This is a genomic window from Microbacterium sp. NPDC057407 (genome assembly GCF_042803895.1).
GTDB lineage: Bacteria > Actinomycetota > Actinomycetes > Actinomycetales > Microbacteriaceae > Microbacterium.
Window position 1 is genome coordinate 616,900 of the sequence record NZ_JBHVCA010000003.1, and the last position, 14,506, is coordinate 631,405.

13 protein-coding genes are annotated in these 14,506 nt (G+C 71.9%); 7 read left to right on the forward strand and 6 right to left on the reverse strand.

Features of this window, described 5'->3' with window-relative positions:
- Positions 1–58: 58 nt before the first annotated feature.
- From ACFUTX_RS11700 to ACFUTX_RS11725, 6 genes are all read left to right on the forward strand, one after another.
- Positions 59–910: an alpha/beta hydrolase gene (locus ACFUTX_RS11700; RefSeq protein ID WP_378864483.1), complete on the forward strand. Its 852-nt coding sequence runs from the start codon at positions 59–61 to the stop codon at positions 908–910.
- A gap of 144 nt (positions 911–1,054) precedes the next feature.
- Positions 1,055–2,677: a glycoside hydrolase family 6 protein gene (locus ACFUTX_RS11705; RefSeq protein ID WP_378864486.1), complete on the forward strand. Its 1,623-nt coding sequence runs from the start codon at positions 1,055–1,057 to the stop codon at positions 2,675–2,677.
- Positions 2,678–2,854: 177 nt separating this feature from the next.
- The gene (locus ACFUTX_RS11710) at positions 2,855–3,904 is read left to right on the forward strand and encodes a biotin/lipoate A/B protein ligase family protein (RefSeq protein WP_378864489.1); all 1,050 of its coding nucleotides are present in this window, start codon (positions 2,855–2,857) and stop codon (positions 3,902–3,904) included.
- Positions 3,905–3,921: 17 nt separating this feature from the next.
- Positions 3,922–4,914: a DNA-methyltransferase gene (locus ACFUTX_RS11715; RefSeq protein ID WP_378864492.1), complete on the forward strand. Its 993-nt coding sequence runs from the start codon at positions 3,922–3,924 to the stop codon at positions 4,912–4,914.
- Positions 4,915–4,942: 28 nt separating this feature from the next.
- The gene (locus tag ACFUTX_RS11720) at positions 4,943–5,929 is read left to right on the forward strand and encodes an LLM class F420-dependent oxidoreductase (protein ID WP_378864495.1); all 987 of its coding nucleotides are present in this window, start codon (positions 4,943–4,945) and stop codon (positions 5,927–5,929) included.
- A 623-nt stretch (positions 5,930–6,552) separates the two neighbouring features.
- Complete coding sequence (locus ACFUTX_RS11725; protein ID WP_378864498.1) at positions 6,553–7,032, forward strand: DUF559 domain-containing protein; 480 nt, start codon at positions 6,553–6,555, stop codon at positions 7,030–7,032.
- Between the two features lie 102 nt (positions 7,033–7,134).
- On the opposite strand, the gene ACFUTX_RS11730 is transcribed toward ACFUTX_RS11725, so the two are convergent.
- Positions 7,135–8,643, reverse strand: a complete 1,509-nt coding sequence (locus ACFUTX_RS11730; RefSeq protein ID WP_378864501.1) for a carboxylesterase/lipase family protein — start codon at positions 8,641–8,643, stop codon at positions 7,135–7,137.
- Between the two features lie 86 nt (positions 8,644–8,729).
- On the reverse strand, positions 8,730–9,095 hold the full coding sequence (locus ACFUTX_RS11735; protein ID WP_378864503.1) for a DUF4406 domain-containing protein: 366 nt from the start codon (positions 9,093–9,095) through the stop codon (positions 8,730–8,732).
- Between the two features lie 47 nt (positions 9,096–9,142).
- On the opposite strand from ACFUTX_RS11735, the gene ACFUTX_RS11740 reads away from it, so the two are divergent.
- Positions 9,143–9,895 (forward strand): DeoR/GlpR family DNA-binding transcription regulator, encoded by a 753-nt coding sequence (locus ACFUTX_RS11740; RefSeq protein ID WP_378864506.1) that lies wholly within the window; start codon positions 9,143–9,145, stop codon positions 9,893–9,895.
- Here the strand turns inward: ACFUTX_RS11740 and ACFUTX_RS11745 are convergent.
- The 4 genes from ACFUTX_RS11745 to galT all read right to left on the reverse strand — a co-directional run bounded on the left by ACFUTX_RS11745 (position 9,861) and on the right by galT (position 14,450).
- The gene (locus tag ACFUTX_RS11745; protein ID WP_378864509.1) at positions 9,861–10,634 is read right to left on the reverse strand and encodes a hypothetical protein; all 774 of its coding nucleotides are present in this window, start codon (positions 10,632–10,634) and stop codon (positions 9,861–9,863) included. The genes ACFUTX_RS11740 and ACFUTX_RS11745 overlap by 35 nt on opposite strands.
- Before the next feature lie 441 nt (positions 10,635–11,075).
- Complete coding sequence (locus ACFUTX_RS11750; protein WP_378864512.1) at positions 11,076–11,912, reverse strand: alpha/beta fold hydrolase; 837 nt, start codon at positions 11,910–11,912, stop codon at positions 11,076–11,078.
- Positions 11,913–12,024: 112 nt separating this feature from the next.
- Positions 12,025–13,173, reverse strand: a complete 1,149-nt coding sequence (galK, locus tag ACFUTX_RS11755; RefSeq protein ID WP_378864675.1) for a galactokinase — start codon at positions 13,171–13,173, stop codon at positions 12,025–12,027.
- A 107-nt stretch (positions 13,174–13,280) separates the two neighbouring features.
- Positions 13,281–14,450 carry a galactose-1-phosphate uridylyltransferase gene (galT, locus tag ACFUTX_RS11760; RefSeq protein ID WP_378864677.1) on the reverse strand — a complete coding sequence of 390 codons (1,170 nt, stop codon included), beginning with the start codon at positions 14,448–14,450 and terminating at the stop codon, positions 13,281–13,283.
- Positions 14,451–14,506 lie beyond the last annotated feature (56 nt).

Here is a 14,506-nt window from a genome sequence, read left to right on the forward strand (position 1 = left end):
GCTAAGGGATTCGGATGCCGCATCCGGCCGTTCCTTCGCGACCCCTAGACTTCTGCGCATGCCCGAGTTCATCGATGCGCACGGCATCACGATCGTCTACGACGTCACCCCGGCCAAGACCGAACCCCGGGCCGTGATCCAGCTGCTGCACGGTGTCGGCGAGCACGCCGGGCGGTACAGCGCGCTCGTGCAGGAGCTCACCGGCGCGGGATACACCGTCTACGCCGACGATCGCCGCGGCCACGGACGCACGGGCATGGGTCACCACGGCGGCGACGCCACCAAGCTCGGCCGCCTCGGGCCCGGCGGGTTCCGTGCGGCGCTCGCCGCCTGCTGGCAGCTCACCGAGCTCATCCGCGCCGAGAACCCCGGTCTGCCGCTGGTGATCCTCGGCCACTCGTTCGGGTCGTTCATCACGCAGAAGCTGGTCAACCAGCATCCGGATGCCTTCGACGGCGTCGTGCTGAGCGGTTCGGCGCTGCTGTGGCCGGGGTCGATCAACTCGGGCGACCTCAACGCGCCCTGGGCGGGGCCGGACGCGATGGGGACGGAGTGGCTGGCGTCCGATCTCTCGGTCGGCCGGGCTTTCCTCGACGACCCGCTGACCACCACGACGCCGCTCCCCAAGCTCTTCGGCCCGATCGACACGCTGCGCCTGATGGGCAAGCCGAAGCGCAACCTCGGGCGCGACATCCCGATCCTGCTGCTGGTGGGCCGCGACGACACCGTCGGCGGACCGCGCAGCGTGCACCGCCTCGCCGACGCCTACCGCTCGCGGTCGGGGCTGACCGACGTCACGACGCTCGTGTATCCCGACGTGCGGCACGAGGTGTTCAACGACGTCTCGCAGGCCGAGGTGCGCGCCGATCTGCTGGCTTGGCTGAACCGGCGTTTCGCGTCCCGCGCCTGACCTCTTGCGGCCTTCGCCGTTGACGTAGGCAGGGGTCGTGGGCGATGCTGGGCCCAGCGTGCGTTGTGGGAGCGCTCCCAAAGCTTCCGGCGCCGCTCCCCGGGCGAAGACGCCCGGCGGTCGACGAAGACCAGGAGACCCCAGATGACCCAGGACTTCCCCCGTCCCCACCATGCACCGCCACGGCGGCGCGCCCTCGCCTTCGCAGCGGCCGCGGCCCTCGCCGCCGGAGTCGCCATCCCCCTTGTTGCCGCGCCCGCCGCGGCGGAGGAGCCGGCGTTGCCGGGCTCGGACCTCTACGTCAACCCGTGGAGCACGACCCTCGAGGCCGCGCAGGAGCTGCGCGGGCAGGCGCGGGCGGATGCGCAGCTGCTCGGCTCGATCCCGTCGGCGAACTGGTTCACCGACGGCACGCCCGCCGAGGTGCAGGACGCGGTCGATGAGGTGGTCTCGGCGGCAGCCGAGGCGGGGCAGATGCCCGTCCTCGTCGCCTACAACCTGCCGTTCCGCGACTGCGCGCAGTACTCGGCCGGCGGCGCCCTCGACACCGCGGCCTACACGGCATGGATCGACGGATTCGCCGCCGGCGTCGGCGACCGCCCCGCCACGGTCATCCTCGAACCGGACGGCCTCGGCATCATCCCGCACTACACCACCCTCGACGGCACCATGGAGTGGTGTCAGCCCGCCGAGGTGCCGGCGGCGACCGCTGCCTCCGACCGGTTCGAGCAGCTGAACCACGCCGTGGACGCGTTCGGTGCGCTCGCGGCGACCTCGGTGTACCTCGACGGCACGGGCTCGAGCTGGCTGAACGTCGGCGAGATCTCCGACCGCCTCATCAAGGCCGGCGTCGAGCGCGCCGACGGGTTCTTCCTGAACGCGTCGAACTACCAGTTCACCGCCAACTCGACGGCGTTCGGCCGGTGGATCTCGTCGTGCATCGCCTACGTCACCCAGGTGGCGCCGGGCGACTTCGCGTCGTGCGGCAACCAGTACTGGAACGGCGGGCCTGCCACCAACTGGACCGGCGTCGCCATGTCGCCCTACGGCGAGTGGAGCTCGGGCAACCCCGATCCCGCGCTCGACACCGCGGGCGTCGACTCCCGCTACGAGTCGATCCTCGGCGGCGTGCAGCCGACGACGCGGTTCGTCATCGACACGAGCCGCAACGGTCTCGGCCCGTGGCAGTACCCCGAGGGCGTCTACCCGTCGCCGGAGGACTGGTGCAACCCGCCCGACCGCGGGCTCGGCCTGCGCCCCACGACCGAGACGGGCGTGCCGCTCCTCGACGCGTACCTGTGGATCAAGGTGCCGGGCGAATCGGACGGCAAATGCCTGCGCGGCACCGCCGGCCCGCTCGACCCCGAGCGCGGCATCGAGGACCCGGCCGCCGGGCAGTGGTTCGCCGAGCAGGCGCGTGAGCTCATCGCCCTCGCCAACCCGCCGATCGCGCCGCTCGACTGCCACGTGAAGGCCCACGCCAAGAAGACCGGCAAGGGCTTCGTCGCGACGCTCGTCGTGCGCAACAACGGCACGGCGACGCTGAGCCCCTGGACCGTGTCGTGGACGTTCGACGGGACGCAGACGGTGCAGAAGGTCGTCGGCGGCTCGTTCGTGCAGGACGGCGCGACGGTGACCGTCACCGGTGCGAAGGCGCACAAGGCGCTGCGACCCGGCAAGACGGCGGCGGTCGTCGTCACCGGCAAGGGCGCGGCCGTCGAGCCCTGGCAGTTCCTCCTCAACGGGAAGGCCTGCACCTCCTCCTGAACCAGTGCGGCGGCGCCGGATGCCTCACCCCGGCGCCGTCGCACGCCACGTCGTCTCCGTCGAACCGGCCCCCGCCCCCGCCCCCGCGCCGGTTCGGCGGAGACGATCGTTCCTGGGCGGATGCCCCGGCCCGTGGCCGGCGACGACCCCCGGGCGCGTCCGCAATAGGCTGAACCCATGCACGGCGAATACAAGGTGCCCGGGGGCAAGCTGGTGGTCGTCGACCTCGAGGAGCGCGACGGGCGCATCGCGGACTTCCACCTCGCCGGCGACTTCTTCCTCGAGCCCGACTCCGCCCTCGACGACATCGACGCCGCCGTGAACGGCCTGCCCGTCGAAGCCGACGTCACGACGATCGCGGCGGCCGTGCGCGCGGCTCTCCCCGACGGGGCCCAGCTGCTCGGCTTCACGCCCGAGGCCGTCGGCACCGCCGTCCGCCGGGCGCTCGTCACGGCACCCGGCTGGCGCGACTTCGACTGGGAGATCGTGCACGATCGGCCCGTGTCGCCCCGCATGAACCTCGCGCTCGACGAGGTGCTCACCGGACGCGTGGGCGACGGCCGGCGCCGCCCCACGCTGCGGCTGTGGGAATGGGATGAGTCGGCCGTCGTGATCGGCTCGTTCCAGTCGCTGCGCAACGAGGTCGACCCCGAGGGAGCCGCCCGCCACGGCTTCGACGTCGTCCGCCGCATCTCCGGCGGCGGCGCCATGATGATGGCCGCCAACTCCATCGTCACGTACTCCCTCTACGTGCCGGCATCCCTCGTCGCCGGGCTCACGTTCGCCGACTCGTACGCGTTCCTCGACGACTGGGTGCTGCAGGCCCTCCGCTCGCTCGGGATCGAGGCCACCTATCAGCCGCTCAACGACATCGCCTCGCCGCAGGGCAAGATCGGCGGAGCCGCGCAGAAGCGCCTCGCCAACGGCGGCGTGCTCCATCACGCGACGCTGAGCTACGACATGGACGGCCAGGTCATGACCGAGGTGCTGCGGATCGGCCGCGAGAAGCTCAGCGACAAGGGCACCGTGTCGGCCGCCAAGCGCGTCGACCCGCTGCGGCGCCAGACGGGGCTCCCGCGGGAGGCGATCATCGAGCGGTTCATCGAGACCTTCGCGCGCCTCTACGGCGCCGTTCCCGGTCATATCACCGAAGAGGAATACGCCGAGGCGGAGGCGCTCGTGCAGTCCAAATTCGCCACCGACGCGTGGCTGCGCCGCGTGCCGTGACCGGCGCCGGTCGAGTCGTGACCGAGTCCCCGCGCGACGGCGAGGGCGAGGCATCCGGGTCCGTCGAGATCCACCAGGGCGACAACCTCGACGTGATCCGGCAGTTCGCGGACGGGTCGTTCACCCTCATCTACCTCGATCCGCCCTTCAACACCGGCCGCACCCAGGAGCGCGCTCTCGAGGTCGCCCGGCCGGTGGCACCACCTCAGGCTGAGGCGGCGGGCGAGGCATCCGCTCTCCCGGAAGCACGGCCGACGGCCGAACCCGAACGGTCCGGCAGCCTGAGTCATGGCACCGGCGGCGGGACCTCGGTCGTGCGACGCGGTTTCCACGGTCGCGAGTACGAACGGCTCCGCGGCGATCTGCGGGCCTACGGCGACCGGTTCGACGACTACTGGGGATTCCTCGAGCCGCGCCTCACCGAGGCATGGCGTCTGCTGGCCGACGACGGCACGCTCTACCTGCACCTCGACTACCGCGAGGCGCACTACGCGAAGGTGCTGCTCGACGCGCTCGTCGGCCGCGACCGCTTCCTCAACGAGCTCATCTGGGCCTACGACTACGGAGCGAAGACCCGCAGACGCTGGCCCACCAAGCACGACACGATCCTCGTGTACGTGAAAGACCCCGATCGGTACTGGTTCGACTCCGACGCCGTCGACCGCGAGCCCTACATGGCCCCCGGTCTCGTCACGCCCGAGAAGGCGGCACGGGGAAAGCTGCCCACCGACGTCTGGTGGCACACCATCGTGCCGACGACCGGACGCGAGAAGACCGGCTACCCCACGCAGAAGCCCGAGGGCATCCTGCGCCGGATCGTGCAGGCGTCGAGCCGCCCCGGCGACCGCGTGCTGGACTTCTTCGCCGGCAGCGGCACCACCGGTGCGGTCGCGGCGGCGCTCGGGCGGCACGCCGTGCTCGTCGACGACAACCCCGAGGCGATCGCCGTCATGAGAGAGCGGATGCCTCACGCAGCCGTTTTCGGGTCGGGCGCCGCCGATCGCTCCTAGGCCGGGCCGGCGCTCTTAGGCTGGGGGAATGCGCTTCGGAACCTTCATCCCCCAAGGCTGGCGATTCGACCTCGTGGACATCGATCCGCGCGACCACTGGCGGGTGATGGCGACCCTCGCCCAGCACGCCGACGAAGGCCCGTGGGAGTCGCTGTGGGTCTACGACCACTTCCACACCACCCCGGTGCCGAGCCAGGAGGCCACCCACGAGGCGTGGAGCCTGATGGCGGCGTTCGGCGCTTCGACCGAGCGCATCCGCCTCGGCCAGATGTGCACCTGCATGGGCTACCGCAACCCCGCCTACCTGGCGAAGGTGGCCGCCACCATCGACGCCGTCTCGGGCGGACGGGTCGAGATGGGCATCGGCGGCGGCTGGTACGAGCACGAATGGCGCGCGTACGGCTACGGCTTCCCCGAGGTGCGCGACCGGCTCGGGATGCTGCGCGAAGGCGTCGAGATCATGCACCAAGCCTGGACCACCGGCACCGCGACTCTCGACGGCACCTACTACCAGGTCGACGGCGCGATCGTGCAGCCGCTGCCGCTGCAGGACGGCGGCATCCCGCTGTGGATCGCCGGAGGCGGTGAGAAGGTCACGCTCAAGATCGCGGCGAAGTACGCCTCGTACACGAACTTCAACGGCTCGCTCGAGCAGTGGGACCACAAGAGCGAGGTGCTGCGCGGCCACTGCGAGAACCTGGGGCGCGACTTCGAGTCGATCACTCGCTCCGCGAACTTCAACACGATCGTCGCCGAGACCGAAGCCGAGGCATCCGACCGCCTCGCCGCCGTGAAGGCGCGTCTGCTTCCGCACGTGGGTCAGGAGCGGGCCGACGCGATCGAGCAGGACTACCTCTCGTCGCCGACCTTCGGCACCCCCGAGCAGGTCGTCGAGCGGCTGGCTGAGCGCGAGCGCCACGGCCTCGGGTACGCGATCCACTACTTCCCCGAGGCGGCCTACGACCTCTCGGGCCTGCAGCTCTTCGAGCGCGAGGTCATCCCGGCGCTGAGCTGACCCGGACGGCCGGCCGGTGCCGTTTCACGGCCGGTTCACGGCCGTTCGCCGTGAAACGGTGGGGCTGTTTCGGCTTTGCCGAGGGTGTATGTGCCCTGGAAGGTCGATCTAGCCCCGCCGTTTGACGCGCGCCCGACATCTGCCGGCCGGTCGGCCCCCGGCGCCGTCCCTCCCCAGGCCGCTGGTGAACAGCTTCGTGCACAGATGTCGTGCCGTCGCGCTCGTCGGTGGGCGTCCCGTCCGACGCTCGGTGCATGCCCTCGTCGCCGCCTCGTCCTGTCCTTGCCTCCAGCCGCAGCAAGATGCGCGCGAGGGGGTGGACTGACCGTCAGCTGGCACAGGCGGTCGCGACCGGCGAACTCCTGCGGCCGCGCTCGAACTCTTACCTTCCCGCTGACACCCCACCGGAGGCGGTTGTGGCCGTAGCGTTCGGGGGGCGACTCGCATGCGTCTCCGAGCTCGCTCGTCTCGGCGTCTTCGTGCTCGACCGGGGCGAGCTTCACCTGCACCTCAAGCAGAATCGCTCCGGCGCCCCGAAGTCGGCCCTGCGGGTGCGTCGGCATTGGCGACGCTTGCATCGGTCGCCAGAGCCGGGCGCCACCTCTGTCGAACCTTTCGACGCGGTGCTGCAGTCTGTGCTCTGCCAGTCGCCTCGGGCGGCGATCGCGACGATCGACTCGGCATTGCGGCTGGGTCTGCTCCGCGTCGATGACCTCGACGACCTCTTCGACGCCCTGCCGAGACGGCATTCGGTGCTGCGCCGCCTCGTCGACCCGCGCGCGGAGTCCTGCCCTGAGTCGCTGATGCGTCTGATCCTCCGGGCGATCGGCGCCCACTTCGAGGTGCAGGTGTCGATCGACGGAGTCGGCCGCGTGGACTTCCTCGTCGACGACTGGCTCATCGTCGAGTGCGACAGCTTCGCCCATCACTCGTCCTGGGATGAGCAGCGGCGCGACAGGCGGCGCGACCAGACCGCAGCCGCGCTCGGGTTCGCGACCTACCGGCCGATCGCCGAGGACATCATGTGGCAGCCCGACCTCGTTCGGGCGGCGCTCGTCGGGCTGATCAGCGGGCGAGCACCAAGGCGCCGGCGGCGGGAGTGAAACGGCGGGGCTCGATCGCGCCCCTGGTGGTCAAAACTCGGCGTGGATGCGGATTCGTCCTCGCGGTTTCACACTCGACAGGTTCATCCGCCGCCGGCCGGGTCAGAGCAGAGCGCGGACGCTGCGGTAGCCGTCGGCGATCACGTCGGGGCGGGATGCCTCGCCCCCGAACACCCGGGTGGTGCCGGGTCGCCCGCCCCAGGTGGGCCACCCGGGGTCGCCGTCGCGGATGAAGCCGACGGCGGCGCCGTGGACGGCGTCGGCGAGACGCCGCGGCGGCGACTCGCCCGCGATCTCCGGCACCCCGGGGGCGTCGAGGCCGTCGAACCAGAACGGCACGTCGAGGCAGTGCAGCGCCCACCCGCGCACGGGCGAGGCCCACGAGAACCGGTACACCCAGGTCGGCGCGGGGCCGCGGGCGTCGGCGACCCGCACGACGTCGGAGCGGAACACCACGTCGGTGACGAATCGGCCGATGACGGCGGCGGTGCCCTTGCGGCGTTGGAGCGCGTTGTCGGCCAGGTAGGCGCGGCGCGTGGCGGCGGGGACGTTGAGCTTCGCCAGCGCCAGCCCCGGCGGGACGAGTCTGAGCTTGCCGCGCGCCGAATCGGTCACCATGGTGAACTCGTCGTCGGTCGTGCCGAGGACGAGCGGCTTGTCGGCCCCGATCCCGGAGCCGAGGGCGGCGATCGTCGGCTGGGCGATGAGGTCGCCGTCGATCGCCGGGCCCCACGACAGCCCGTCTTCGAGGATGACGTGCACCCCGGTGAGCGGGTCGTCCGAGTCGGGCCGCGCCGCACGCTCCTGGAACGAGATCAGGGTCTCCTCGGGCACCGCCGCGAACCCGTCGCGGTTGGGTGCGACACCGGCGAGGTTCGCGAGGCGCGCCGCCAGAGTGCGGGCGCGCTCGGGCGAGACGTCGGCGAGAGCCGGCGACATCGCCCACACCGCGTGGAAAAGGTGCTGCGCCGCGGGCATGCCGAGCAGCGTGAGCACGGCCCCGCCGCCGGCCGACTGCCCCGCTATGGTGACACGGCCGGGGTCGCCACCGAACGCCTGGATGTTGTCGCGCACCCACTCCAGGCCGGCGAGCCAGTCGCGGACGCCGCGGTTCGACGGCGCGCCCGGGATGTGCCCGAACCCGCCGAATCCGAGTCGGTACGAGAGGGTGACGGTGACGACGCCGTCGCGGTTGAAGGCCCGGCCGTCGTACCAGGGGCTCGCGGGCGACCCGGCGGTGTACGCCCCGCCGTGGATGTACACGAGCACGGGCAGCCGGGCGTCGCGCTCGCCCGGCGCGGGCGTGAAGACGTTGACGTTCAGCGTCGCGTCGCCGGGGATCGCCGGCTCGGGGATGAGCGTGTCGCCGGGGTCGTGCCGCAGCGCGGTCGCCCCGTACTCGAGCGCGTCGCGGACGCCGTCCCACGGATCGGGCGGTGCGGGCGCGGCGAAGCGAAGGTCGCCGACGGGCGCTTTCGCGAACGGGATGCCGAGGAAGGCCGCCGACGCGCCGGGGTCGCCGGGCGTCCCGCGCCAGAATCCGCGGACCCGACCGGGTGCGATCGCGACGACGGCGGTGTCCGGATGCTGCGCCACGGCGTTCCTCTCCATCCCAGGGGACTCCTCCCCACGATACGGTGACCCGCCCGCGCCCGGCGCGGACGCGCACGGGGAACGCCTCGCTCCGCGGCGCGGGCTCAGGCGGCGGGAATCTCGGCGAGGGAGCGGTACACCGGGATGCCGCGGGCCTCGGCGATCGCGACGTCCTGGTCGGCGCCACGCGACTCGCCGGGGAGGCGAAGGACCGCGTCGCAGTGCTGCAGCAGCCGCTCGGCCGTCGGATACATGACGTCGGCGGCGAGCGGGTCGGTCGGCCCGCTCGCGCCGGCGCTGGAGAGGACCGGCAGCGCCACCCACTCGCCGATCATGGGGATGTGCCCGGCGCGGAAGATCGGCCAGGCGGCTTCTTCGAGTCGGGTGAGGTTGCGGGCCATCAGGGCGGGGTCACCCCCGGTGCCCGAGGCGTAGGGGCCGGCGATGAGAATCAACATGGGCTTGCTCATGTCTGGCACAATAGTGCACAAACATGCACAAACGGGAAGGAATGTGGATGCTCGCCGCGTCGCGCAAAGATCTGCTCCTCGAGAGACTCCGCCGAGATGGGCGTGTCGTCGCGAAGGAGATCGCCGCCGAACTCGGTATCTCCGAAGACAGCGTCCGGCGCGACCTGCGCGAGCTCGACGCGGCGGGCCTGGCCGTCCGCGTCTACGGCGGCGCGCTTCCCGCATCGCCCGCCGTCGCCGATTACGCCACCCGCACGCGGGTCGCACCCGAGAGCAAGCACCGGGTCGCTCAGGCGGCCGCGGCCCTCGTCGAGCCCGGTGCGACGATCGTCCTCGACGGCGGCACGACCACGCTGGCGATGGTGGACGCGCTTCCCCGGTCGCTGCCGTGCACGATCATCACCCACAGTCCGACCGTCGCCGCGGCGCTCCTCTCGCATCAGGCAGATGTCTTCCTGATCGGCGGTCAGCTGTTCAAGCACTCGGCGGTGGCGTGCGGCGCGGCTGCGGTCGAGGCCGCGAACCGGGTCAGCGCCGACCTCTTCTTCCTCGGAGTCACCGGCGTCCACGCCGCCGCGGGCCTCACCACCGGCGACGCCGACGAAGCGGCGATGAAGCGCACGCTCGCTTCGCGGGCGGCCGAGACGTACGCGCTGGCCAGCGAAGAGAAGGTGGGCGCGGCATCCCGTTTCACCGTCCTGTCGCTCGACGCCGTCGCGGGCGTCGTCACCGACGTGGTGGGAGACGACCCCGCTCTGCGTGCGATCAGCGACCTGGGGGTCCGGATCGTCGCCGCCTGACGCCGGTCGCCCCGTCTTGGACCAGCCGGTACGACGGCTGCCGCAGCACGCGGATCCAGCGGTACCAGCCTGCGCCGGGAAGCGAACGGCGCACGGCGTCGAAGCGCAGGTCGGTGTCGTCCTGATCGGGTGCCGCGCGCAGGATCACGTCGGCGAACGGATGCCACGGCCCCGCCGGCGTCGCGAACGCCAGGGTCACCCGCCACGGCCGGGCCGCCAGCTCGCGGCGCAGCGCGGCGAGGTTCGCGGGGAGCGTGTCGGGCTCGACGGATCGGGCGCTGACGAGCACGGGTCCCCGGCTGCCGCGATAGGGCAGGAGGGTGTTGAACGTGCCGCCTGCCGCCGACCAGCGGGGTGCGAGCAGGAACCGGCCCGGCACGCCGGTACCCGAGGACGAGAGCTCGATGTCCGCGGGCGTGCCGCCGATGTCGACGCGAAGCGCCAGGCCGATGACGTCGGGCAGCCAGGACGGCAGTCCGACCGACCGCGAGACGCGCGCACGCACCGCGAGGGAATCGCCCGGGATATCCGAGTGCGGGATGCCCGCGCCGTCCGCAGTCGCAGTGTCGAGACCGTCGATCCAGGCGATGCCCGACGGCACCGCGGCTCGCGTGCGACGCACCTCGCCGATGAGTACGAGCCCGCGGGAGTGGATCGGCCGCGGGTGGCGGAAGAGCTGCAGCACCGCGAACACGCCGCGGAAGACGACCCCGAGGAGCGCGGCGACGAAGGCAGGCATCCGGCCAGTATGGGCGGGCGAGGTGTCCTCCGGTCCGCGGTGGCGTCTGGCCCCGGCGGTCGTTACGATGCGCGCCGGGAGGTCGTTGGCTGCGGCACGTGGGTCACCGCCGGCCGCGGGCCGCGGCGAGGGACTCGCGCATGGCCGCTCCCCAGAAGCGGCCATGCTGCGAGGGAAGACCGCGCCGCCTGCTCCCCAAACGTCAGTCGACGGGTCGAGCCGCCCCCACGGCCCTTGTCGCCCTCCACGAGTCTGAACCGTTTCCCCGGCGGTTCGGCCTCGTCTCGGTGCGATATCGATCTTGCCGAAGCAACCGCAAGAGAAACGCAAGGGAGATGCAACAGTCGGCCAAGGTCGTGATCGATGCATCCGGACCCGGTTCCCGGGGCATGCGGAAGGCGGCCGGGCGGCCGCGAGAAGGCGTCGCCCGACCGCCTCGGATCACGCGCGGAGGAAGGCGAGGAGCGCCTCGTTCACCTCTGCCCCGTGGGTCCACAGCAGCCCGTGCGGGGCGCCCTCGATCTCGACGTAGGTCGCGTCGGGGAGCAGCTCGCGGAATCGCCGCGCGGTGGCGTCGATCGGCAGGATGTTGTCGGCCGTGCCGTGCAGGATCAGGGCCGGCACGTCGATCGCCGGGATGTCCTGGCGGAAGTCGGTCGGCCAGGTGAGCGGCGCGGCCGCGAGGCCCGTGTTGCCGGCGAGATTCGCGACCTGCACGCTGGCGTCGACGGCCTCTTGCGAGATGCGCGTGCCGAGGTTGTCGTCGAGGTTGTAGAAGTCCTTGTAGAACCCCGCGATGAACGCGTAGCGGTCGTCGAGCACCGACTGCCGGATGCCGTCGAAGAAGGCCTGGTCGCCGGCGCCGTCGGGGTTGTCGTCCGTCTTCAGCAGGAACGGCTCGAGCGACCCGAAGAACGCGGCCTTCGCGACCCGCGAGCTGCCGTACCGCGAGAGGTAACGCGCGACCTCGCCGGTGCCCATCGAGAACCCGACGAGCACCGCATCCTTCAGGTCGAGGTCTTCCATGAGCGCGTGCAGGTCGGCCGCGAACGTGTCGTAGTCGTAGCCCGACCCAGTCTTGGACGACGCCCCGAACCCGCGGCGGTCGTACGCGATCACGCGGTAGCCGGCGTCGAGGAGGGCGGCCTGCTGCTTGCCCCACGACTCGCCGTTCAGCGGGAACCCGTGGATGAGCACGACCGGCTGCCCGCTGCCCTGGTCGGTGTAGTACAGCTCGATGTCGGCCGAGTTCTCGGTTCCGACGGTGATGTATGCCACGATCTCTCCTTCCGGCCGAAGGCGGACGGATGCCCCGGCCCGATGTCGACGCTAGGGGCGGGCCGTCGCTCCCGCCAGGCCTTGACGGCGTCGGCGGGGTGAACGCGGGGGTTCAGTCGCGGTGCGCGCCATCGGACGGGGCGACGGTGAAGATGGTGGGGGCGGAGAACCCGGATGCCTCGAAGGCGGCGGTCGCGGCATCCGTCACCTGCTTCACCCGGTCGTGGGCGACCAGCGCGATCGCCGCGCCGCCGAAGCCGCCGCCGGTCATGCGGGCGCCGACCGCACCCGCCGAGAGCGCAGCCTCGACGGCGGTGTCGAGTTCGGGGACGGAGATCTCGAAGTCGTCGCGCATGGACCCGTGCGAGGCGACGAGCAGGTCGCCGATGGCCGCGGGGCCCGCCTCGCGCAGCAGACGCACCGTGTCGATCACCCGCTGATTCTCGGTCACGACGTGCCGCACACGGCGGAAGGTGACGTCGTCCATGAGCTCGGCGGCGCGCGGAAGGTCGTCGACGCCGAGGTCGCGCAGCGCGCTCACCCCCATGAGAGCCGCACCGCGCTCGCAGGCGGCGCGGCGCTCGCCGTAGCCGCCGGTCGCGTGCGAGTGGCTGACGCCCGTGTCGATGACGACGATCTCGAGGCCGGCGGCGGCGAAGCCGAGATCGACGACCTCGACCTCGAGCGAACGGCAGTCGAGGAACGTCGCCGCATCCGCGCGGCCCAGCATGGAGGCCATCTGGTCCATGATTCCGGTGGGCGCGCCGACGGCCTCGTTCTCGGCGGTGCGTCCGGCACGGGCCAGCACGGTCCGGTCGAGGTCGAGCGCCCACGTCTCGGCGAGGGCCACGGCGGTCGCGCCCTCGATCGCCGCCGACGACGACAGGCCGGCCCCGACGGGGACGTTCGAGGCGAAGGCGAGGTCGACGCCCGTGAGGCTCCCGGCCTGCTCGCCCGCCAGCTCGCGCAGCGCCCAGGCCACGCCGAGCGGGTAGCGAGCCCACTCCGCGACCTCGTCGCGGCGTGCGGGGAACACGTCCGTGAGATCGTCGAGACCGAGTTCGACGGTCTCGTCGTCGAACGTGGACGCGACGCGGATCACGCCGTCGTCGCGTATGCGCAGCGCGACGTGCGTGCGGTGCTGGATCGCGAACGGCAGCACGAAGCCGTCGTTGTAATCGGTGTGCTCGCCGATGAGGTTCACACGTCCGGGCGCCGACCAGGTGCCGGCCGGGGCGGTGCCGAAGCGCTCTTCGAACAGCGCGCGGGCGGCGGCGGCGGTGTCGGAAGTCGAGGATGCCTCGGGGTTCGCGGCCGGCGGGGTCGCGGCATCCGGATTCGTGCCGTCCGGGGTCGCGGCGTCGGGGTTCACAGGGACTCCTCGGGGATGGAGGCGACGGCGTCGCGCAGGCTTGCGGCCGCGGTCTCGGGCGGGATGTCGCCGATCCAGGCGCCCATCGCCGCCTCGGAGCCGGCGAGGAACTTCAGCTTGTCGGCGGCCCGGCGCGGAGAGGTCAGCTGCAGGTTCAGGCGCACCGTGTCGCGCCCGCGGTGCACGGGGGCCTGGTGCCAGGCCGCGATGTAGGGCGTCGGGGAGTCGTAGAGCGCGTCGACGCCGCGCAGCAGACGCAGGTAGAGCGGGGCGAGCTCGTCGCGCTCGGCGTCGGACGTCTCGGCGAAGTCGGGCACGTGCCGGTGGGGGAGCACGTGCACCTCGAGCGGCCAGCGAGCGGCGAACGGCACGTAGGCGGTCCAGTGCTCGCCGGCGAGGATGACGCGCTCCGACGCCCGCTCGAACTCGAGGATGCGGGCGAAGAGGTCGTCGCCCTCACGCTCGATCGACCGCAGCAGTCCGGTGGTGCGCGGTGTGATGTACGGGTAGGCGTAGATCTGACCATGCGGGTGAGGGAGTGTGACGCCGATCGCCTCGCCCCGGTTCTCGAACGGGAACACCTGCTCCACGCCGGGGAGGCCCGACAGCGCGGCGGTGCGGTCGGCCCACGCCTCGATCACCGTGCGGGCGCGCACGGTCGTCTGCGTGCCGAACGAGCCGGAGTGCTCGGGGCTGAAGCAGACGACCTCGCAGCGTCCGACCGAAGTGCGTGTGCGGCCCAGGCCGGGAGCGTCGAGGTCGTCGATGTCATGAGGCGGGTCGGCCGCCGCCGGCGCTTCGCCGAACGCGGAAGCCAGGGCGGGACCGAAGGCCGGGGACTTGTTCTCGAACACCGCCACGTCATAGAGCGACGGGATCTCGGACGGGTTCGTCGCCGTCTGCGGCGCCAGGGGGTCGAGTTCGGCCGGGGGCAGGAACGCGCGGTTCTGGCGGGCCGCGGCCACCGACACCCAGTCTCCGGTGAGCACGTCGCGGCGCATCGTCGCGGTCTCGGGCCGTGGGCCGAGGTCGCGGGCGTCGATCGCGCGGTCGGGGCCGAGCGTCGTGCCCGGGTCGTCGTAGTAGATCAGCTCGCGTCCATCGGCGAGACGGGTCGAACGCTTGACGACGCCGGCGCCGAGCTCGTGGGCGCGCAACTGCTGCATGTTCACGTCAACACGGTAACAACGGTGGCATGGTAACGTCAACATCACCAGGTACA